Annotated in this window: 20 protein-coding genes; 10 read left to right on the top strand and 10 right to left on the bottom strand. The window is 67.4% G+C overall.

The genetic code is table 11. The annotated features are described in order from the left end of the window. Positions 1-22: 22 nt before the first annotated feature. From ACFE87_RS12970 to ACFE87_RS12960, 3 genes are all read right to left on the bottom strand, one after another. Complete coding sequence (locus ACFE87_RS12970; RefSeq protein WP_375460057.1) at positions 23-802, bottom strand: SDR family oxidoreductase; 780 nt, start codon at positions 800-802, stop codon at positions 23-25. Between the two features lie 94 nt (positions 803-896). Beyond that, on the bottom strand, positions 897-2,438 hold the full coding sequence (locus ACFE87_RS12965) for an ABC transporter substrate-binding protein (RefSeq protein ID WP_375460056.1): 1,542 nt from the start codon (positions 2,436-2,438) through the stop codon (positions 897-899). 62 nt (positions 2,439-2,500) lie between these two features. Beyond that, positions 2,501-4,165 carry a class I adenylate-forming enzyme family protein gene (locus ACFE87_RS12960; RefSeq protein WP_375460055.1) on the bottom strand — a complete coding sequence of 555 codons (1,665 nt, stop codon included), beginning with the start codon at positions 4,163-4,165 and terminating at the stop codon, positions 2,501-2,503. Between the two features lie 156 nt (positions 4,166-4,321). On the opposite strand from ACFE87_RS12960, the gene ACFE87_RS12955 reads away from it, so the two are divergent. Beyond that, positions 4,322-5,704: a PLP-dependent aminotransferase family protein gene (locus ACFE87_RS12955; RefSeq protein ID WP_375460054.1), complete on the top strand. Its 1,383-nt coding sequence runs from the start codon at positions 4,322-4,324 to the stop codon at positions 5,702-5,704. 19 nt (positions 5,705-5,723) lie between these two features. On the opposite strand, the gene ACFE87_RS12950 is transcribed toward ACFE87_RS12955, so the two are convergent. The 3 genes from ACFE87_RS12950 to ACFE87_RS12940 all read right to left on the bottom strand — a co-directional run bounded on the left by ACFE87_RS12950 (position 5,724) and on the right by ACFE87_RS12940 (position 8,740). Continuing rightward, complete coding sequence (locus ACFE87_RS12950) at positions 5,724-7,253, bottom strand: rhodanese-like domain-containing protein (protein ID WP_375460053.1); 1,530 nt, start codon at positions 7,251-7,253, stop codon at positions 5,724-5,726. Positions 7,254-7,268: 15 nt separating this feature from the next. Next, positions 7,269-8,435, bottom strand: coding sequence for an acyl-CoA dehydrogenase family protein (locus ACFE87_RS12945; RefSeq protein ID WP_375460052.1), 1,167 nt, complete (start codon positions 8,433-8,435; stop codon positions 7,269-7,271). Between the two features lie 86 nt (positions 8,436-8,521). Continuing rightward, entirely contained in the window at positions 8,522-8,740 is a 219-nt protein-coding gene (locus ACFE87_RS12940; RefSeq protein ID WP_375460051.1) for a biotin/lipoyl-binding carrier protein, read from the bottom strand. A gap of 141 nt (positions 8,741-8,881) precedes the next feature. Here ACFE87_RS12940 and ACFE87_RS12935 point away from each other — a divergent pair, with 141 nt between their 5' ends. The 9 genes from ACFE87_RS12935 to ACFE87_RS12895 are packed head-to-tail and all read left to right on the top strand — an operon-like array spanning position 8,882 to position 17,165. Further along, a complete protein-coding gene (locus ACFE87_RS12935) occupies positions 8,882-10,411 on the top strand; it encodes an acyl-CoA carboxylase subunit beta (protein WP_375460050.1) in 1,530 nt (509 codons plus the stop codon). Next, a complete protein-coding gene (locus ACFE87_RS12930; RefSeq protein WP_375460049.1) occupies positions 10,408-11,988 on the top strand; it encodes an FAD-dependent oxidoreductase in 1,581 nt (526 codons plus the stop codon). The genes ACFE87_RS12935 and ACFE87_RS12930 overlap by 4 nt, the downstream gene beginning before the upstream one ends. Beyond that, on the top strand, positions 11,981-12,718 hold the full coding sequence (locus tag ACFE87_RS12925; protein WP_375460048.1) for an enoyl-CoA hydratase/isomerase family protein: 738 nt from the start codon (positions 11,981-11,983) through the stop codon (positions 12,716-12,718). Before ACFE87_RS12930 ends, ACFE87_RS12925 begins: the two co-directional genes overlap by 8 nt. Then, the gene (locus tag ACFE87_RS12920; protein ID WP_375460047.1) at positions 12,715-14,067 is read left to right on the top strand and encodes an acetyl/propionyl/methylcrotonyl-CoA carboxylase subunit alpha; all 1,353 of its coding nucleotides are present in this window, start codon (positions 12,715-12,717) and stop codon (positions 14,065-14,067) included. The genes ACFE87_RS12925 and ACFE87_RS12920 overlap by 4 nt, the downstream gene beginning before the upstream one ends. 19 nt (positions 14,068-14,086) lie before the next feature. Beyond that, on the top strand, positions 14,087-15,256 hold the full coding sequence (locus ACFE87_RS12915) for a thiolase family protein (protein WP_375460046.1): 1,170 nt from the start codon (positions 14,087-14,089) through the stop codon (positions 15,254-15,256). Further along, the gene (locus tag ACFE87_RS12910) at positions 15,253-15,711 is read left to right on the top strand and encodes a MaoC family dehydratase N-terminal domain-containing protein (protein ID WP_375460045.1); all 459 of its coding nucleotides are present in this window, start codon (positions 15,253-15,255) and stop codon (positions 15,709-15,711) included. The genes ACFE87_RS12915 and ACFE87_RS12910 overlap by 4 nt, the downstream gene beginning before the upstream one ends. Beyond that, a complete protein-coding gene (locus tag ACFE87_RS12905; RefSeq protein ID WP_375460044.1) occupies positions 15,708-16,160 on the top strand; it encodes a MaoC/PaaZ C-terminal domain-containing protein in 453 nt (150 codons plus the stop codon). The genes ACFE87_RS12910 and ACFE87_RS12905 overlap by 4 nt, the downstream gene beginning before the upstream one ends. Next, on the top strand, positions 16,157-16,759 hold the full coding sequence (locus ACFE87_RS12900; protein WP_375460043.1) for an NADPH-dependent FMN reductase: 603 nt from the start codon (positions 16,157-16,159) through the stop codon (positions 16,757-16,759). The genes ACFE87_RS12905 and ACFE87_RS12900 overlap by 4 nt, the downstream gene beginning before the upstream one ends. A 43-nt stretch (positions 16,760-16,802) precedes the next feature. Further along, positions 16,803-17,165 (top strand): antibiotic biosynthesis monooxygenase family protein, encoded by a 363-nt coding sequence (locus tag ACFE87_RS12895; protein ID WP_375460042.1) that lies wholly within the window; start codon positions 16,803-16,805, stop codon positions 17,163-17,165. A gap of 285 nt (positions 17,166-17,450) precedes the next feature. On the opposite strand, the gene ACFE87_RS12890 is transcribed toward ACFE87_RS12895, so the two are convergent. The 4 genes from ACFE87_RS12890 to ACFE87_RS12875 form a co-directional block, all read right to left on the bottom strand. Continuing rightward, the gene (locus ACFE87_RS12890) at positions 17,451-17,783 is read right to left on the bottom strand and encodes a hypothetical protein (RefSeq protein ID WP_375460041.1); all 333 of its coding nucleotides are present in this window, start codon (positions 17,781-17,783) and stop codon (positions 17,451-17,453) included. A gap of 13 nt (positions 17,784-17,796) precedes the next feature. After that, the gene (locus ACFE87_RS12885) at positions 17,797-18,054 is read right to left on the bottom strand and encodes a DUF3768 domain-containing protein (protein WP_375460040.1); all 258 of its coding nucleotides are present in this window, start codon (positions 18,052-18,054) and stop codon (positions 17,797-17,799) included. Between the two features lie 101 nt (positions 18,055-18,155). Beyond that, complete coding sequence (locus tag ACFE87_RS12880) at positions 18,156-18,791, bottom strand: hypothetical protein (protein WP_375460039.1); 636 nt, start codon at positions 18,789-18,791, stop codon at positions 18,156-18,158. A 597-nt stretch (positions 18,792-19,388) separates the two neighbouring features. Then, positions 19,389-20,267 carry a hypothetical protein gene (locus ACFE87_RS12875; protein WP_375460038.1) on the bottom strand — a complete coding sequence of 293 codons (879 nt, stop codon included), beginning with the start codon at positions 20,265-20,267 and terminating at the stop codon, positions 19,389-19,391. Between the last annotated feature and the right edge of the window lie 376 nt (positions 20,268-20,643).

Here is a 20,643-nt window from a genome sequence, read left to right as displayed (position 1 = left end):
AATCCTTTCGAGAAGCCTGTGTTCAACCGCCGCGCCGCGTCTCGGGGCCGCCGCTGACATAGATGACTTGACCGGACACGAACGCGGCCTCGTCGTCGGAAAGGAAGGCAATGACGTTGGCGACGTCGCCCGGGACGCCGACACGCCCGACCGCGATACCCTTGGCGCGCTCGGCCTTGTAGGAATCCGGGTCCTTGCCCAAGCGAATGGCCGTCTTCTGCGTCATCTCCGTGTCGATGAAGCCCGGGGCCACGCAATTGACCGTGATGCCGAAGCGGCCGAGCTCGAGCGCGAGGGAGCGGGTTAGGCCCTGGAGTCCCGCCTTCGCGGTCGAATAGTTCGCCTGGCCGCGGTTGCCCAGCGAGGAGGTCGAGGACAGGTTGACGATGCGTCCCCAGCCCCGCTTGACCATTGCGGCCTGTGCCGCCTGGCAGCACAGGAACGCGCCCCGGAGATGGACGAACATGATGTCGTCCCAGTTCTCGACTGTCATCTTGTGGATGAGATTGTCGCGCGTGACCCCGGCATTGTTCACCAGGATGTCGAGGGAGCCGAGGTCGGCCACGATCGCGGGCACGAGGGCACCGACGTCCTCGCTGTCCCCGACATTGGCCCGGTAGCCCCGCGCCTTGACGCCGTGCGCGTCGGTGATCCGGGCAGCCGCCGCCACTGCCAGAGATGCGTCTAGATCGCAGATCGCGATCGCTGCGCCGTCCCGGGCGAGCCGCTCGGCCGTCGCGAAGCCTATACCGCCGGCTCCGCCGGTGACGAGCGCAACGCGCCCCGATTTCCGCCCTGACATCTCATTGCCCTTGGATTCTGGCTGAAGGCGCGAACCCATTACCCCGATTGTATCGATTGTACTGGAGCAATGCTAGCGACAATCTCCGTCTGCCTCAGGTCCAGGCAACGTCCCTGAGGTTCAGGAACCCGGATCCCTGCTGCACGCCCCACCGCAGGCCAGCCTTGTGGCTGAACAGGTGGTATAGTTCGGTGATGTAGACGGCGGCCGCGTCGTCGTGCAGCAGCTTGCCGATCCTGCGGAACAGCTCGCCCCGCTTCTCGGCCCCGACGGTCGAGTCGAGCTTCGTGATGAGCTCCTCGACCTCCGGATTGAAGTAGTCGGACCAAGTGCCGTTCTTGGAGAACGAGCCGGCAACGGGATGAATCGGGTCGTAGATGGCGTTGGTGAACTGCGTGATGGTCATCGGTCCGGACTTGTGCGTGTTGTTCAGCCGGCTCCAGGCCGCGTAATCGATGCGAAGGATCTCTGTCTTGACCCCAACCTGGCCCCAATACGCGGCGATGGCTTCCGCAAGCTCCTTGGAATGGTCGTTGGCACTGTAAAGCTTCGTCGTGAAGCCGTTCGGATAACCGGCCTTCGTCAGCAACTCTCGCGCCTTTTTCTGGTCGAACGCGAAGGGCTGGATGCCGGGGTCGGACCCATAGGGGTAGTAGGCCGAGATGAAGGTGCCCATCCGCTTGCCGACGCCGTGATAGACGGACCTGATGATGGCGTTCGAGTCGAGCGCGTGGTTGAGCGCCTGGCGGACCTCCTTCTTCGAGATCGGCAGCGACGGGTCGTTTGAGTAAAGACGAACATGCATGGGAGCGGAGACGGGATTCGTCAGCGTCTTCAGGCCGGCCGTCTTGGACAGCCGATCCTTCTCGTTGAGGGGGGCTTGGACGACGAGGTCCACCTCGTTGGTCAAGAGCGCGTTGACCCGGGTGGAGCCCTCCGGGATCATCTTCATGATGAGCCGCTTCACTCCGGGCTTCTCGCCGTAGAAATCCTCAAAACGCTCCAGTTCGAGGCTCTGCCCGACATCGTGGCGCTTGAGCTTGTAGGGACCCGATCCAACCGGTGCGAGCGCGAAGGCATCGGAATTGGGCAAGCCTGAGGTGTAGGCCTTGGGGACGATGAAGAGGAATCCCGCGATCTTGTTGAGGAAGGCTCCATCCGGCTGCTTCAGCTTGAAGACGACGGTCAGCGGATCCGGGGTTTCGACCGCGGCCACGATGGGAGCGAAGAACGGCCGCCTCGTGCTCTTCGAGGCCGGATCGATGACGCGCTCGGTCGTATATTTGACGTCCTCGGACGTGAGCGGGTCACCGTTGTGGAAGCGGATGTTGGGCCGGAGCTTATACGTATAGGTCAGTCCGTCTTCCGACACCGTCACGTCGGTCGCCATGCGGGGGATCATCGTCCCCTTGAGGTCGAAGCCGTAGAGGGAATCGAAGAGCTGGAGGGCGTAGCGCTGCGAATCGCCACTCGCTGTCACGAGCGCGTCGAGGCTCTGGATCTCCTTCTCCAGCGCGATGACGAGCGTATCCTTGTCGATGGCGGGCTTGGGCCCGGATTGCGCTTCCGCGATGCTCGTGCGGCCGAGCAGCGCGGTCGCTCCGATCATGGCACCGACGTCACGACGTGTGATCATTTTTCCCTCCTGGTTCGGCTCTGACTGGCCGGCTTTCACTCTGCGACGACGCGCAGGTCCCTTCAGCTGGCGACGCTCACCGGTCGCGCCTCGTCCTGGGCCTCACGGGCGAGCAGCCGCTCGCCTTCTTCCCGGAGGCGGAATTTCTGCACCTTCCCGGTCCCTGCCGTGAGAGGCAGCTCGGGAACGACCTGGATCAGCTCCGGAATTTTAAACGAGGACAGAAGCGGTTTGAGATAGGCGCGAAGCGCCGCCGGAGCTGGGCTCCGGCCCGAAGCCGGCACGACGAAGGCGATGCCGACCTGTCCGAGGCGCGGATGCGGCACGCCGACGACAGCCGCCGCGTCGATGTCGGGGTGCTCGATCAGCACCGCCTCGATCTCGGCCGGGGAGACGTTGAACCCCCGGCTCTTGTAGCCGTCGCCGATGCGGCCCCGGAACGAGAGGCGCCCGGTCTCGTCCAGAGAGCCGGAATCGCCGGTCTTGAACCATCCGTCGGCCGTGAGGGCGCGCGCGCTCTCCTCCGGCTTCTTGAAGTAGCCGGGCATGATGCAGTAGCCGCGCGCCCAGATCTCGCCCGTCTCGCCCGTCGGAAGCTCCTGCTCAGTCGCCGGGTCGATGATGCGCAGCTCCACGTCGGGCAACGCGTAACCCTGCGTCGTGATGCGGACCTCCAGCGGATCGTCCCAGCGGTTCCGGGTGAGGACCGTAGTCGTCTCCGTCATCCCATAGCCGGTCATCACGCCCGGAATCGCAAGGTCATGCGCGACCATATCGAGGATGCGCCGGTCGCTGCTGAGAACCCAGCCGATCCGCAGGCTCGATAAATCGAAGCGAGCACGCTCCGGTGAGGCGACGAGCGCCTCGATCATCGGCGGCAAGAGATGCGCGGCCGTGCAGCGCTCCGTTTCGACGCGCTCCATGAAGGTCGACGGATCGAAGCGTTCCTCGAGCACGATCGCCGCTCCCCGAGTCCAGAACGGCAGCACGCCGTTCATCATGGCCATCGAACCGAAAAGCGGGATGCAGAGATAGAGGCGGTCATCCGCCGTGAGATCGGCGCGATCGCCGATGTCGTACGCCTTGCGCCACACGCAATGGGTGATCAGCGCACCCTTCGGCAGGGCCGTGGTGCCGGAGCTATAGGAAATCAGCGCCGGCTCGTCCGGATCTGCCGCAAAGGGCAGCGGTCCGGAATCGGGTGAGGCCGTATCGAAGTCCGGCCAGGTCACGATCCCCGGTACGTCCGGGCCGCTGCCGAGGACAACGACACGGCGCAGATGTGGAAGCTCGGCCGTGGCAGGTCCGTCGAAGGGCTGGCCCGTGATCTCCGGGCAGAGCTCCGCCACCTCCGCCAGAAAGTCCCGGAAGGCACCCCGGCCCGGGACGACGATCACGGTGCTCTCGGATTGCGCGAGCTGGTAGCGAACCTCGGGAAGCTTCAGCCGGGTGTTGAGGACCACGGTCACGAGGCCGAGCTGCGAGGCTCCGAGCCAGCACCAGAGGAACTCTGGCTGGTTCGGCAGCCAGAGCGCGACCCTGTCGCCCCGCGTGAGCCCGAGCGCCACGAACCGCCGCGACGCTTCGCACACCCGGCGCTTGACCTCGGCGAAGCTGTATCGCTCCTGCCGAAACACCAAGGCTTCACGATTGCCATGCTGGCCGGCGATTTGCTCCAGCGCGGACGCGTATGTCGCATCGACGAAGGAGTTTCCGGGTGCCGCCATTTCGACCCTCGTTCGGGCCCAACAGGCCGCGCCAAGCTCGCCTTGCGAGGGTCAAAGTTAGGCGATGGAGACAATCCTCGTCAATGTCCTTATGATCTAAGCTACATTTGGATTGTGCGACAATCTCCTCCCTGCGAGCCGCATCGGAAACGATTCATGTGGACCCCCGACATCCGAGATCTCGAAGGCCCGCGCTATCTGGCGATCGCGGGCGCGATCGCCCAGGCGATCGACGCGGGCGAGCTGTCACCCGGGGCGCAACTGCCTCCGCAGCGTGACCTCGCCGATCATCTCGGCGTCACCGTCGGCACCGTCACCCGTGCCTATGCACTCGCGCGGGAGAAAAATCTGATCTCTGGCGAGGTCGGACGCGGCACCTTCGTGCGGGCAGGCCGGAGCGTGGGGCAGCGCCTAGAATTCAGGCCGCCCGTGCCGGAACGAACGGTCGACCTCTCCTGCTACCGCGCGCCGTCTGCCGGCCTCGCCGAGCTCGTATCATCCGCGCTGGTCGCACTGTCGCAACGCGTCGCTTTCCTGCCGCTCCAGAAGTATCCGCCTGCGGCCGGGCTCCCGGCTCATCGCGTCGTCGCGTCGGCCTGGATCGCGCGGTCGGGTTACTCGCCGCGCCCGGAGGACGTCCTCATCTGCGCGGGCGCCCAGCAGGCGATCCAGGTCGCTCTCGCGACGGTCGCCGGCCCCGGAGACGTGCTGCTGACCGACGCGCTCACCTATCCGGGCCTGAAGGCACTGGCCGGCCTACAGGGGCTTCGACTAGCGGGTGTCGAGATGGACCAGGAGGGCATGCGGCCGGAGGCGCTCAGGGCCGCCGTAGCGGCCACCGGCTCACGCGCCGTCTCCCTTCAGACCACGCTCCACAATCCCACGATCGCGACGATGAGCCCTGTTCGGCGGCAGGCGATCGCCGACCTCGCCCGCGAGCTGAACCTGACGATCATCGAGGATGATGCCTCATCCGCGATCCTGGTGGAGAGGCCGCCGCCCCTGGCCTCGCTCGCCGCCGAGCGGGTGATCTACATCACCGGCCTCGCCAAGGCCCTGAGCCCCGTCTTCCGGGCCGGCTTCATCGTCTGCCCGCCCGCCCTCAACGAGGCCATGTCCAACACGCTGCATGCCATGACGCTCGGCTGTTCGCCCTTCATCGGCGAGATGGCGTCCGCCCTCATGACCTCTCCGGCACTCGACGATGTTATGGGCAGGATGCGAACTGAGATCGCAAGGCGGGTAGATTTCGCGACCGATATCCTGGGAGCCGAGCGGGTGCGCACGCATCCCGCATCGGTCCATCTCTGGCTCACGCTCCCGCCCGAATGGCGGGCGTTGGAATTCGAGGCGCTGGCACGGCGGAACGGGGTCGCCGTGGTGGCCTCGGACAATTTCGCGACGAACGATACCCGCGCCCCGTCTGCCGTGCGGGTCTCTCTCAGCCCGGGAGCAGGCGAGAACCTTCTCCATCGTGGCCTGACCACGCTGAAGAGCCTGATGCTGGCGCGTCCGATGCTGGCCGCGACGATCATCTGAGCGCCTGCCGCGGGCGCCTTCAGTCCTGCCGCGTCAGGGCGATCTCCCACGCGAGGTAGTCCCGCATGCCGGACTCGCCTTTCGCGTAGGGGGGATCGACGACGTCGGGCGGCAGGTCGACCGGGAGGAGCGCCGCCTTCTCGAAGGTCCGGCCTGTGCCGAGCGTCCAGCCGGTGTTGCCACCCTCGAGCCAGACCGCATCGTAGCCGAGGTCTCGGAGCGCAGCCGCGCCGAGGATCGCCTGGTCCTCGTCCATGTCGGTCACGACGATGGCAGAGCCCGGTGGCAGGACGTCCTTCGCCTTCAGCTCGAGCCAGCCGCGAGGTAGCCATGCTGCCCCGGGAATGTGCCCGGCCCTGTAGTCGCGGCTCGTTCCTACATCGAGGAGAAGAGCGCGGAATGTCGCGAGGACCTTCGGGCTGACGGAGGACAGCTCCGACCGAAGATCGTCCGCGAAGCCCGGTCGGGTGCCATCCGAGCCTCCGGCAAGGGGCAACCCCGCCCTTTCCCAGCCCGGCACTCCGCCCGCCGCGAGGGTCACGTCCGGGTAGCCCATCCTGCGTAGCCAATAACCCGCGACGGCAGCTTGCCCATCGTCATCATCGACGAGGATCACGGCGGCGTCCTCCACCGCGATCACCTCGTCCGTGCATTGAAGCAATTGCCCGCCCGGCCGTGAGACGGAGCCCGGGACGTGCGCTTCGACGAAACGTTCGACGCTGCGTACGTCGACCACGACGGTGTTCCGCCTGCCGCGTTCCTCCAGAGCCGCCTCCACGTCGATCGGCTCGCGCCTCCCGACGCCAGCCTCGCGAGCCAGCGCGAACGCGCGCTCGTTCGACCCTGCGCCTGCAAGGACGCAGTCCCTGCCGGGCGCCAGGCTCCGGCCCGACAGCCGCCAGCCCATCGTGCCATTTTCCAGCGCCGCTGCCCGCGTGACACCGAGCAGCCTGAGGGTTCTGGCCGCGATGATGCTGCGGGTGCGCCCAGCGCAATGCACGATGACGGGCACCGCTCGTGACGCAGCCTCCGCAGCGTGCCGGACGATCTCAAGTCCCGGCACGGACATGCTGCCGGGCAACGTCGACCGTCCGTACTCGGCAGGCGTCCTCACGTCCCACTGGACAAACGGCACGCCCGATCGGCGCAAGTCCGCGAGGTCGTCAGGCGAGACCGACTCGACATGATCCTCCTCGAGAACCAGCTCTCCGAACCGCTTGCTCGGGACGTTGACGCCCGTCTCGAGCCGGTATCCCGCACGCAACCAGGCCGGGATGCCGCCCTCCAGGATCGTCACGTCCGAATAGCCGAGCCGGCCGAGCGTGATCGCCGCGAACGCGGCCCGGCCATCCTGCCCGTCATACAGGACGAGCGGTGTCGCCTTGCCTGATATAAGTTCGTCGATCCTGAACTCGATCCGGCGGCGTGGCAGGCTCGTCGCGCCTGCGATGTGGCCATCCTCAGCCTCTCCAGCCTCGCGGACGTCAAGAAGCGCGAACCGGCGCGGCCGTGAAGCCAGCCGATCCGCGAGGTCTCCGGCTGCAATCATTCGCATAAGCAGGGCTCAGCTGCGGTTGTCGCTCCGCTTCCACTGGTTGTTCGAGCGGCCGAGTAGGTCGCCGGCGATCATGTTCTTGTGGATCTGGATCGTGCCGCCATAGATCGAGCCGCCCCGCACCTCGGCGTAGCGCTGGCTGAGCGGGAATTCCTTCATGTAGCCGTTAGCCCCATGGATCTGGATCGCGTCGTCGCAGATCTCGCGCGCGGCCTGGGCCGTGAACACCTTGGCGATCGACACCTCGCTGCGGCTCGGCAATCCGTGGCCGGCGTTGGACGCCGCCCGGTATGTCAGGAGCTGCGCCGCCTCCAGCTTCACCTTCATGTCGGCCAGCATCCATTGCAGTCCCTGGAAATCGGCGAGCTCCCGGCCGAATTGCTTGCGTTCCTGCGCGTACGCCACCGCCAGCTCGAAAGAGGCCTGAGCTGATCCGAGCATCCTGGCAATGCTGCCGAGTCTTTCGGCGTTGTAGACGCTGATCAATCGCCCGAAAGCATTGCCGTCGAGCAGCACGTTCTCAGCCGGAACACGGCACTCGTCGAAGAAGAGCTCGAACAGCCGCTCGTCCGCCATGTTGGTGCCGCCGCGGCTGTGGGAGAATCCCGGCGCCGTATGCGGCACGATCACGGCCCCGATATCGGCCGGCCTTCCTGTGCTGCCGAAGCGGCAATAGGTGAGCGTGTAGTGGTTGTGGTCGACGAAGCTGACGAACTGCTTCTTGCCCTGCAAGACCACCTCGCCGTTCCCATCACGCCGGGCGAACGTCTTCATGGCGGTGGCGGCCGACCCCGCCTCCGGCTCGGTGATACCGATGCTCACCCCGAACTCGCCACGGCAGACGCCGCCGATGAAGAAGCTCTTCTGCTCGGACGTGCCGAGTTCGAGGATCGCCCCGATCGCGCCGGTGGAACTCCGATGGGCCAGTCCGCCCACGATCGACGATAGGGATTGAAGCTTCTGGATCACGAGAAGCGTATCGAGAAGCGGCAGCCCCGCCCCCCCATGCTCCTCGGGCATGTTGAGGCCGAGCAGTCCGGCTTCGGCCATCTTGCGGCGGAGACGCATCACGCCGTCCTGGCTGTGATCCTCCGCCAGCGGTTTCAGGGTGCGCTGGTAATGCTCGCCTGCAGATTCGACGAGCTCCGTCTGGCGCTCGGTCAGCTGGAAATCCATCACTCGCCTCCTGGAGCCGTCCCGTCCCGGCGGATCGGCGTTTCAGATCTCGTGGCCGGTTCGGCCTCTCGTCGGCCCGGCGAGGATCAGGACTCGATCTCGACCAGAACCTGCCCCTGCGCCACCACATCGCCGGTCGAGACCCTCACGGCCGAAACAGTTCCGGTCACCGTGCTGTCGACCGGGATCTCCATCTTCATGGATTCGATGACGAGCAGCGTGTCGCCGACAGCCACCGGGCCGCCTGGCTGAGCCAGGAGCTCGAAGACGGTCCCGGCTACTTCGGCCTTGATCGCGGTCGCCATCCGGTCATCTCTCCTCGGCCGTGAAGCCGCGTGTCGCCCCATATCGACCGATGTCACGCGGCTGTCCAGGCGCAATGTCCCGAATTGTTCCACTTGCTATGGGTACAATCCGGCTATATTGCTTCCCGTCAAGAGGAACGTATGAACCCTGCAACGGAGGAAGAACTCGAGGAGCGGCGCGCCGCGGCCCGGCTCATGGGCGGCGCAGCTGCCGTCGGGGCGTTGCACGCGGCCGGAAAGATGACGGCCCGGGAGCGCGTGGATACCTTGCTGGATCCGGGCAGCTTCGAGGAGATCGGCATCCAGGCCCGGAGCCAGCATCCGGGCTTGCGCGACCGGACGCCGGCCGATGGCTTGGTGGCGGGCTCCGGCCGTGTCGAGGGGCGCATTGTCTATGTCGTGTCCGAGGACGCGACGGTGCTGGCCGGGACGCGCGGCCGCGTGGCTGAGGCCAAGATCGCCCGCATCCGCGAACTTGCGCTGGCCCATCGCAAGCCGTTCATCGCGCTTCAGGAAGCGGGAGCGGGGCGCTTCCAGGAGAGCAACGGCGCTATCGCGGCCGGGATGGGTGTCCGATTTCGCGAGCATTACGACCTGTCCGGCGTCGTCCCGCAGGCCGCTGCCCTCATGGGAGCGTGTTTCGGAGGCCCGTCCTTCACGGCCGTCCAATCCGATTTCGTCACGATCACCCGGACCGGCTTCATGGGCATGTCCGGGCCGGCAGTGGTGCGGGTCGGGATCGGCCTCGAGGCGACGGCCGAGGAGATCGGCGGGGCCGAGCGGGTCGCGGTCGAGCGGGGTCTCGTGGACCATCTCGGGGAGACCGATGCCGACAGCATCGCGGCCATCCGCGAATTCCTGTCCTACTTCCCGTCCAGCAGCCACGAGCTGCCGCCCCTGGCCCAGCCGAAGCCCGCACGGATCGACAGCGAGGAGGGCCGGCGCGAGATCACGGCGCTGGTGCCGGACAATCACCGGCGCGCCTACGATATGGGAAAGCTTCTCCGGCTCATCGTCGATGACGGAAAGCTGACCTTCTACAGGGAACTCTACGGGCCGAACCTCGTCACGGCCTGGGCCCGGATCGAGGGACGGCCGGTCGGTTTCATCGCCAGCCAGCCGATGCAGCTCGCCGGCGCGCTCGACCAGAAGGCCGCCATCAAGGCCCGCCGCTTTATCGACATCTGCGACGCGTTCCACATCCCGATCGTCTCGCTCGTGGATTGCCCCGGGTTCCTGGTCGGACCCGAGATCGAGGACCAGCGCATGGTAGTGCTGGCCTCGCAGCTCCTGAACGCCATCATCGGGGCCAGCGTCCCGAAGGTCACGATTGTGCTCCGGAAGGCTATCGGCCTTGCCTATATCGCCCTCGGCGGCAAGGCGACCCGTCCGGACCGGATCGTCGCCTGGCCGACTGCGCGTTTCGACGTCATGGGGACGGCGGCCGGTGTCGAGCTGGTTCACGGCCGGGAGATCGCGAAGGCCGACGACCCGGCCGCGAAGCGCGCCGAGATCCTGAAGAGGGTGGAGGCGCAGTCCTCGGCCTATCTCGCGGCCGAGATGGCGCTGATCGACGACGTGATCCATCCGTCCGAGACGCGGCGCGTGATCGCTCACGCGCTCGACTGCGCCCGCGCGGTGCCCGGCTTCAAGCGCAGGATCATGCCGTGACCGAGCGCGCGGTGTACGACCAGGAGGTCGATGTCGCGGTCGTCGGCTTCGGAGCCGCGGGCGCCGCAGCCGCGATCGCGGCGCATGATGCCGGCGCACGGGTCGCGATCTTTGAGAAGATGCCGGATCCCGGCGGGCTCTCGATCGTCTCCGCCGGCGGCATCCGGATCGCCTTCGATAGCGACGCGGCCTTCGCCTACCTCAGGGAGACCTGCGGAGGGCGGACCCCGGACGACGTCCTGCGCGTGCTGGCGGACGGGATGACGGACGTCGCCGATTGGGTGCGGGAACTCGCGGCGGCCAGCGACGCCGTGGTCAAGGTGACACCGGCGCCAGGCAACTACCCGTTGCCGGGCTCCGGGGTGCTCGGCTATTGCGAGGTCATCGAGGTGCCCGCAATCGAGGGTGCGCCGTCCTTCCATGCCGTGCGCGGGATCAGGCCGGGATGCCGGCTGTTCAAGGTCCTGGAAGACAATGTCCGGGCGCGCGGCATCCCGGTCCATCTCGGCCATGCGGCGCGGCGGCTCGTTCGGGACGGTACGCGAGTGCGGGGCATCACCGTCGAGACGGGCGACGGGCGACAGATCCGGGTCGCGGCGCGCCGGGCCGTGATCCTGGCCTGCGGCGGCTTCGAGGCGAATGCCGAGATGAAGCGGAACTTCTTCCAGGCCGATCCGGTGCTGCCGGCATCCTTCCTCGGCAATACGGGCGACGGGATCGCGATGGCGCAGGAGGCCGGAGCCGCGCTCTGGCATATGTGGCACTACCACGGCCCCTACGGGTTCCGGCACCCGGACCCGGCCTTCCCCTACGGCCTCTACCTCAAGGCGATTCCGATGTGGCATCCGGGCGATCCGGACAGCACCTCGGATCTCGGCGTCGTCGACCAGCACGGCAAGCCGGCGGGCGGCAAGCAATTGCCGCGTCTCGCCTGGATCCTGCTCGACAAGACCGGCCGCCGCTTCATGGACGAATACCCTCCTTATCCCGGCGATTTCGGGGTCAGGCCGCTCGACCTCTATGATTCGAAGACCCAGAGCTTTCCCCGCATCCCGGCCCATATCGTCTTCGACGAGGCGGGGCGGCGGATGTACCCGCTCGGGCGCTGCGCCACGAACGGCCGCGACGGCTGGTACGAGTGGAGCCAGGACAATGCGAGGGAGGTCGAGCTCGGCTTCTTCCGGCGCTACGAGAGCTGGGAGGCGCTCGCGCGCGGGATCGGCGTCGAGCCCGACACCCTAACGAGCCAAATCGACTCTTGGAACGCGGCCTGCGACCTCGGCCACGACGACGCCTACGGGCGGCGGCCCGAGACGATGACGGCGCTTCGCGAGCCGCCTTTCTATGTCGGGCAGGTCTGGCCGATGGTGATCAACACCCAGGGCGGGCCGGTCCGGAACGTCCGTCAGGAGATCCAGGACCCTTTCGGAGACGTCATCCCGCGTCTCTACGCGGCCGGTGAACTCGGTTCGGTTTTCGGCCACCTCTATCTCAGCGGCGGCAATCTTGCGGAATGCATGGTCGGCGGCAGGATCGCCGGCCGCGAGGCCGCGTCCCTGGAGGCATGGCGTGACTGAGCCATCCGTCCTGGTCGAGACGCATGGTGCGGTCCGTCGGCTCGTCCTGAACCGTCCGGAGCAGCGCAACGCGCTGGGTCACGCGACGATCGAGCGGATGCTCGACCTATTCGCCGAGATCGAGCGGGACGCGGGCGTGCACGCCGTCATCCTGGCCGGAACCGGAAAGGGGTTCTCGGCCGGGGCCGACCTGAAGGAAGCCAAGAACCTGCGGGACGAGGCCGCGATCGCGGCGCATGCCGAGCTGATGTCCCGCCTGCTGCTCGCGCCCTGGAGATGCTCCAGGCCCGTCGTCGCGGAAGTCCAAGGGTTCGCGCTCGGCGCCGGGCTCGGCCTCGCCCTGGCCTGCGATGCGGTGTTCTGCGCGGAGGATGCCCGGCTCGCCTTCCCCGAGGTGCGACACGGCATGGTTCCGGCGCTCGTCGCGCCCTCCATCCTGGCCCGTGTCGGTCACGCGAGGGCATTCGAGATCCTGGCGACCGGTCGGGAGATCGCGGTCGCGCGCGCTGCGGAATGGGAGCTCGTCAAGGCTGTCCCGGCGGAGTTCGTCGCCCGTGAGGCGATGGGCTTCGCGAGCGAGGTCGCGGCCGTGCCGCCTCACCTCGTCGCGGCCTTGAAGGCCTTGCTCCGGACGGCGGGATCGCTGGACCCGGAGGCCGCGATGGAGGCCGCCCGCGGTGCCAATGTCGCCGGAAAGTTGACGGGGCTTCGAGCCGGGGCGTCCGCATGAACCGGGGCGGCTTCGACAAGGTGCTGGTCGCCAATCGCGGCGCCGCGGCCGCGCGCGTCATCCGGGCGCTGAACGAACTCGGGATCGCGTCGGTCGCCATCTATTCAGAAGCCGATTCCGGTGCGCCGTATCTCGCAGCGGCGAGCGAAGCCCATTGCGTCGGCCCTCCGCCGGCCCGCGAGAGCTATCTCGACCAGGCCCGCATCCTGGCCGTCGCCGCAGCGACGGGTGCCGGGGCGATCCATCCTGGCTACGGCTTCCTGTCGGAGAACGCCGCCTTCGCCCGTGGCGTCGAGGCGGCGGGCCTCGTCTTCATCGGCCCCTCGCCACGCTGGATCGAGGCGATGGGCGAGAAGACCGAGGCCCGGGCGCTGATGGGCCGGCACGGGCTCCCGGTCGCCGCCGGGTCCGGCCTCCTCGATCCCTCCACGGACGTCGAGGCGGCGGCGCGCGCGATCGGATTTCCCGTTCTCGTGAAGCCGGCGGCCGGGGGGGGCGGGATCGGCATGATCGTCGCCCGTGACGAGGCCGGCCTCGGCAAGGCCGTCGCGCGCGCCCGCTCCATGGCGACCCGCAGCTTCGGCAACGGGCACCTCTACCTCGAGCGCTATCTCGACAGGCCGCGCCACATCGAGTTCCAGGTTTTGGGAGACCGCCACGGCGCGGTCCGCCACCTCTTCGAGCGGGATTGCTCGCTGCAGCGCCGGCACCAGAAGGTCGTCGAGGAGGCTCCCGCACCGGGCCTGACCCGCACGGAACTCGACGGCATGGCCGAGACCGTCACGCGGGTCCTGGCCGCGATCGGCTACGACAATATCGGCACGGTCGAGATGCTGCGGGCCGAGGAGGGCGGGTTCGCGTTCCTGGAAATGAACACGCGCCTGCAGGTCGAGCATGCCGTGACCGAGATGGTGACGGGACTCGACCTCGTGAAAGGTCAGATCCGGTCCGCCGCCGGCGAGGTGCTGGCCGACATCCTGCCGGCCGAAATCCGGCTCGACGGTCACGCCGTCGAGGCTCGCATCTACGCCGAGGATCCGGACACCTTCATGCCGTCTCCGGGTCCGCTCCGACGTTTCAGGCTGTGCGAGCCGGTGCAGGGCATCCGGGTCGAGACCGGCTATGCCGAGGGCGGTGAGGTCACGCCGTTCTACGACCCCATGCTGGCGAAGGTGATCGCCCACGCGCCGACCCGCGCCGAGGCGCTCGACCGGCTCGCCGACGCGCTCGCCGCTATCGAGATCGAAGGCGTCAGGACGAACATCTCGTTCTGCCTCAAGGCCCTTCGGCACGCCGGCTTCCGGCAGGGAGCCGTTCACACCGGGCTCGCGGGCGAGATCGCCGCGTGACGCACCCGAGGAGGATCCGATGACCCAGATGCGACACCTGGACGATCGCGAGCCGGTCATCGTCGAGGCCGTGCGGACGGCCGTCGGCCGCCGCGGTGGCGCGCTCAGGGAGTGGCACGCGGCAGCCCTTCTGGCCGAGACGCTGACGACGGTCCTGGACCGTGCAAGCGTGCCGGCCGACCGCGTCGACGACGTGATCGCGGGCTGCTCGACGCAGGTCGGCGAGCAGGCCGGCAATGTCGGCCGCACCGCTCTCCTGATGGCGGGGTTCCCGGTGACCGTGCCCGGCATGAGCGTGCAGCGGGCTTGCGGCTCCTCCCAGCAGGCGGTCCATATCGCTGACAACATGATCCGCAGCGGCACGGCCGAGATCGTCATCGCCTGCGGGGTCGAGATGATGTCGAAGACGCAGGGGGGCAACGACGACACCAAGTTCGGCCGCCGCCATCCCGAAGCCCTTGTCCAGCGCTTCTCGCTGCCAACGATGGGGGAGGCGGCGGAGCGCATCGCCGAACGCTGGACGCTCGAGCGGTCATATCTCGACGACCTCTCCGTCCGCAGCCACGCCCTCGCCTCCGCCGCGACGGAGGCGGGACGCTTCGAGCGGCACATCGTCCCGGTCCAGGGCGCGGACGGGCAGCCGGTCACGCGGGACGAGGGCATCCGGCCGGACGCGTCGGCCGAGAAGCTCGCCGGGCTGAAGACGCCGTTCCGCGAGAACGGCCGCATCACGGCCGGAAACGCGAGCCAGGTGTCGGACGGGGCGGCCGCCATCCTGGTCATGAGCGCCCGGGCCGCCCGCGAGTTCGGCCTCCGGCCGCGGGCCCGTCTCGCGGCCCAGTTCGTCGTCGGGGTAGATCCCGAGATCATGCTGACGGGTCCGATCCCGGCCACGCGCGGCATCCTGCAGCGGTCCGGGATCGCCCTATCGGACATCGATCTCTTCGAGATCAACGAGGCCTTCGCGTCGATCCTCGGCTCCTGGCTGCAGGAGATCCAGCCGGATCTCGACCGGGTCAACGTGAATGGCGGCTCGATCGCGATCGGTCACCCACTCGGCTCGTCCGGCGCGCGCCTGATGACGATCCTGATCGACGAATTGGAGCGGCGTGGCGGCCGTTACGGGCTGCAATCGATGTGCTGCGGCGGCGGGCTCGGGACGGCCACGATCATCGAGGCACTCTCGTGAGCGAGGTCGACCGCAGTCTCGTCGGAACGGAGACGCCGCCCTTCACGGTAGAGGTCGAGCGCGGCGCGATCCGGCGCTTCTCCGAGGCGATCGGCGACGACAATCCGCTGTTCCGGGACCCTGCCGTGGCTCGATCGCACGGCTATGCCGACATCGTCGCGCCCCCGACCTTCCCGACCTCCTTTCGGCTCCCCGGCGACCCGGTCTGGATCTCCGGCCTAGACCGCCGCCGGATCGTGGCCGGCGAGATGTCGTTCGAGACCCGGCGTCCCATCACGGCCGGCACGGTGCTGACCTGCCGGATGCGGCTCGCGGGCATCGAGGACAAGGCGGGCCGCAAGGGTGTCATGCAGTTGATCCACCAGCACCTGGAAGGCCGGGACGATCAGGGCCAGATCGTCTTCGTGGCGGGCCGCACGACGGTCTACCGGCCTGCGGAGCAGAGCCTCGCATGAGTCCAGATACCGAACTGGCGTCGGCCGAGCCCGGCCAGCGCGTCGATGCCGTCTACGGTCCGGTCACGCCCGCTCAACTCGTCCGCTACGCGGGCGCCTCGGGCGACTACAACCCGATCCACTACAACCACTTTTATGCCGTCGAGGCGAAGCTCGGCGGAGTGGTCGCGCACGGCATGCTGACGATGGCGTTCATGGGCCGGGCCCTTACGGACCGCATGGGACCGTCCGGGCGGGTGGTCCGGATCGCCGCGCGCTTCACCTCGCTCGTTCGACCGGGTGACGCGATCGCGGTGACGATCGGGGTCACGGCCCGGCGCACCACCGCGACCACGACGGAGGTCGATTGCGACCTCGTCGCCCGGGTCGGCGATCGTGACGTGGCGGGCGGAAGCGCGACGCTGGCTTGGCCGCTCGGGAACGGGCGTTTCGACGGGAGCAGGGGATGAGCGACGGCAAGAGGCCTCTGATCCTCGGCGTCGGCGGCACGCCTCGAGCGGGCTCGACCACGGAGCGGGCGCTCGCCGTCTGCCTCGCGGCCGCGTCCGCGGCGGGGGCGGATACAGCGATGATCAGCGGTCCGAACCTCATGCTGCCGATGTACAATCCCGGCCAGATGCCGGAGACGCCGGAGGCCGCCCGCCTCGTCGATCTCTACCGGCGCTGCGACGGCATCGTGATCGCCTCGCCGGCCTATCACGGCTCGCTGTCGGGGCTCGTCAAGAACGCGCTCGACTACGCCGAGGAACTCCGCACAGCGGACAGGGTCTATTTCGACGGACTCGCGGTCGGGCTTATCGCCTGCGCGGCCGGCTGGCAGGCGACGGGACAGACGCTTGCGGCCCTGAGGTCGATCGCTCACGCCCTTCGGGGCTGGCCGACACCCATGGGGGCGGCACTCAACACCTCGACCAAGATCTTCGACGACGAGGGCGCCTGCACGGACCTATCGTCTCGCTTCCAGCTCGAGACGGTCGGCCAGCAGGTCGTCCGATTTTCCCGCATGCGAGAGGCGGTGACCCGCCTCGAGCGCGGGATGATGGGATAGGTTGGCGGTCGGATTGCTCGCATCGGCGAACGCGGAGACGGTGATGTTCCTTCGTCTATACTGGAGCCGGATAGAGCCGGGATCCTGGCAATCGGTCCAGGACCGGTACGTAGAGCTGAGCAAGGTGGAGGTCCCTGGCCGGGTGGCGCGCTGGGTTACCCAGGACACGAACGATCCTGAAAGCATCATCACGGTCACGCTCTGGTCCAGCCAGGCCGAGATCCAGGCTTGGGAGGGGTCGGCCCAATACGAGCGATCGACCGCGGCCATGCGGCCCTATCTCGTCGGATCGCAGACCGTGTCCCTCTGCGAGGTGAAGCTCGAACACCCGGCCGGCCTGCTGGCCTCCCTCCTCGCGGCTGCATCCAGGTCTAACGGGACGGCTTTTGAAGTCACGTGCGAGTGAGGCCGCGTGGTGAACCTGTCGCAGAGCGCATCCGTCCACTCGCGTGAGAAGACTGCACCATCAAACCCCTGGATTAAACGTCTAGGCGCGACGCCGGGCTCCGGCCATCCAGTGATCGCTGCGATGTTTGGGACCGACCGGCGGCTGCCACGACCTCGCCCAGTGCCACTCCGGTCGGCACGGCTAACCGGAGCCTCGACGGCGTACTCAGGCGCCGCCCTTCTTCAGGCGCTTAAGTGGCCCGGCGGTCTCCCACACGATTAGCCTTAGGGCAACGACGCAGGATCAAAAGGCCTTGAGCCATCGTTTATGATCAGCAAACCAGGTGGCCAACGAGGAGTGCGGGCAAGATAGCAGCCGGAACAGCGCCTCCGCCAAGTCGGGCGCGGCTGCCATGATTGTCGCGTCGGCGAGCCGCCGGATGCCGGTTGCGAGGTGCAGGAGGGAGCCGCCAACGTCGACGGTTCGATCCTGCCGTTTGGGATACGGCCAGCCGCCCGGCCGGTTCTCGGTCGCAGGCTCGACGCCGAGCATCACCGTCGCAGGGGCTGCACCCTCACCGGCCTCGCCCCGCACCAGCCAGGAGCCGGGTGACGGCCTGTCGCCGGTCGTGACCACTCGGCCGGCCACCTCAGTACTCCTCGGCCAGCATGATGGTCAGCACGCGGACAGTAGCGGCCGGGTCGGTCGGATCAGGTGAGCCGAACCGCAGATCGCGGTCGTAGGCGTCGATCTTCCAGAAGCAGCGCACCCCTCCGACCTCGACTGCACCGAAGTCATGCTCGCGATGCGGATCATTCTCCGGTGTGAAGGCGTCGAAGGCGCGAATGGAGGCTACAACCTCGGCGCGCTCGGCTTTGGAGAGTGCAGCGACACCCGCCGTCATCATTACTCGGCCACCGCGCCCTGTTCGCCGAAGCCGGTCGTTCAGGTCGCAGACCAGCGCGGTGCAACCGGGCGCTGGCCCGGTCGCATGTGGGTCGCTGGCGATCACGCGAGCGCCCCGGCAAGGGCCGGCGGGAACAGCCCGAGGTGCTCGCGACGGCGCACGATCAGGGGCAGCTCCCCGTCGCCATCATCGAGCCAACGAAGCTCGAACAGATCGTCACCGCGGTCGGCGACGATTGTCGCCGCGTACCATATGGCCGGCTTGCCCTCCTCGGCTGCCAGGGCAAGGCTGCCGACCTTCAGGCCGGCCCAATCGGCCGGCGGCGAGCCAGGGCCATCAGCGGCTGCGGGCGGCTCGCCAGCATGGTTGCCGCCCGAAACGGTGCGAAGGCCGCCCTTGGGCCTGCCTGGGGCCGGGGCGTCGGTTTCGGCAGCAAGTCGAGGGGGCGCGAATGCGCCGGGGGCCGCAACGAGCTTCGCAAACAGGTCCGCCCTAACGAACGGCACGAAGCCCTTGCCGCTGGCGAAAATCCTGCCCGATGGCAGTGCGGCGGCGAGCTCCACCGCGTCCTCAGAGGCGATGCGCAGCACCTGCATGCCCATCAGGCCCGCTGCCCGCTCGGCCAAGGGCGCTTCGGCCGCCTCGAAGCGTGAAGCGTGCGGTTTGCCCTTGTCGTCGCGGCCGAAGACGACAACGGGGGACGTGACGGGATCGAGCGTGACGGGTTGGGTTTGCATCAAGGGACTCCAGAATGCCGAAGGGGGCCAAGCGGCCCCCTTCGTGTCGTGTTCGGGTTCTGGAGAGGCGCTGGTTCGCCCAGCTTGGCCTTCGTGCTTGCCTGCAATTGGCTGAGCCCTGGCGCGGTCACAAGCCTCTCCGAGTTGCCGCCGAACCGGCAACTTGACACTGATATATAGGACTAAATGTCTAGTTTGTCAAGCCGGCGGGTTGGGAGAGCCATGTCGGACGGCACTGACCATGAGCCGGTCAGAGGCCGTTGAGAGCCGGCGCGACGAGACGATGCCGGGCTTGGCCGCACCACTGTTCGTCGAATGACTCTCACCGTGGCACGGTGGGCAGGAGCACCTGTCCACACGAGAGATCTCCGGTGACCAAGTACGATCCGCTTCGAGAGTACCTTCGCACGCAAACGGGCAACGCCGTGACACTCACGTTCGGCGACCTGGATGCCATGATTAAGCTCCCCGCGTCGGCAAAGCGGTACGAGTTCTGGTGGTCCAACGACGAAGACGTTCGGACGACCGTGCACGCACAATGCAGGGCTTGGCAGGACGCCGGCTTCGAGGCTGAGCCGAACCTGCGCGGGAAGAGGGTCACATTTCGAAGGACCCGTTCGGGCTCGGCGCCCTAAGAGGGACACGATCACAGGTGGTGGAAGCTGGGCAAAACCGCTGAGTGCAGCCCTGTCCGTCATCAACGCGGTTGCCGTTGCAGATGTCGCGGCCCCAGCCCGCGCAGAACATCCAAATCGCGTGCTGAACGAACCGCTCGAAGGTGGCCGGAAAGGTAGGATTGAACTCGCGCGCGTCGATCCGACGGGCAAGGTTCTCGATCACCTCGGCGCAACCGCCGGGCCGGTAACAGCCCTCACCGTAGGGGTGCTCGGCACCAAGCCGACGCAGGATGCCGGTTCGGTGCAGGAAGGCATGCACGAGCGAGTCTACCGCGATCATGCTCGCGCCGGTCGTCACCCAGCGTTCCCGGTTCGGGTCGCCAACGAGCAGCAACTCGGCGAGCATCATGTTCCAGAGCTTCGGGCCGGTGCCGGCGACGTTGACCAGCGGGCCGATCAGCGCCGCCCTCATCCGAGCCGCACGACCCGCCTCGCCGGCACCGGAATCAGCAGCTTCAAGCCGTCCGTCGATCCAGCCAACGACGTCGCCGCCGCACACGTCTCGGATGAAGAGGTACAGGCTGTAAGCCGCGACGTTGAGCCCGCCCTTTCGAAGCGGATGGCGGGGCAGCGGGCAGCGGCCGCGATGTCTAGGCTCGGCACATAGACCTGAGCCTTTTCGATAGCCGCAATCGGCAAAAGCCCAGTGGCAGGCTAGCTTCGGGCACGAGGGCCGACCGGCAAGCGCCGTCTCGATCTCAGCGAGACTGATGCCGCCGTGCTCGGCGTCATAGCTGAACGCCGCCGCGTCCGAGATGCCCTGCAGCGCGATAAGGCTCATCAGCCAGTCAAAGATCAAGGCCGAGTCGCGTCGAGACACTGCATCCTGGATGCCTACCTCACGGAACCGGTCAGCGATCTCGTCGAGGAAGTGAGGTGAGGCGAGTAGGAGCGCCGGCCGGGTGACCCCGATTACGTGCTGCCAAGCTTCTCTGTCGTCTTTCACATCGTGCCCCGGCTAGGCCGGCCAGGGCGATAGCGCGCAGCGAATAGCAGCCGTCAAGCTACTTACTTGACGGCTCTAAAACAACGCTTTCGTAACGCGCGACGTCAATGCTGCTCTTTGACGTACACGTATTCCGTCGCGGACGTGGCTACCTCGGCCGAAGGAGCTCTGAAGGTTAGAGCGGTTTCAGCTTACTCCGGTTCGTATCCAGCGGCTCTGAAGTAGTTGG

The organism is uncultured Enterovirga sp. (genome assembly GCF_964242715.1).
GTDB lineage: Bacteria > Pseudomonadota > Alphaproteobacteria > Rhizobiales > Beijerinckiaceae > Enterovirga.
The sequence above is the reverse complement of the archived record's forward strand: the minus strand, read 5'-3'. Positions and strand labels throughout refer to the sequence as shown.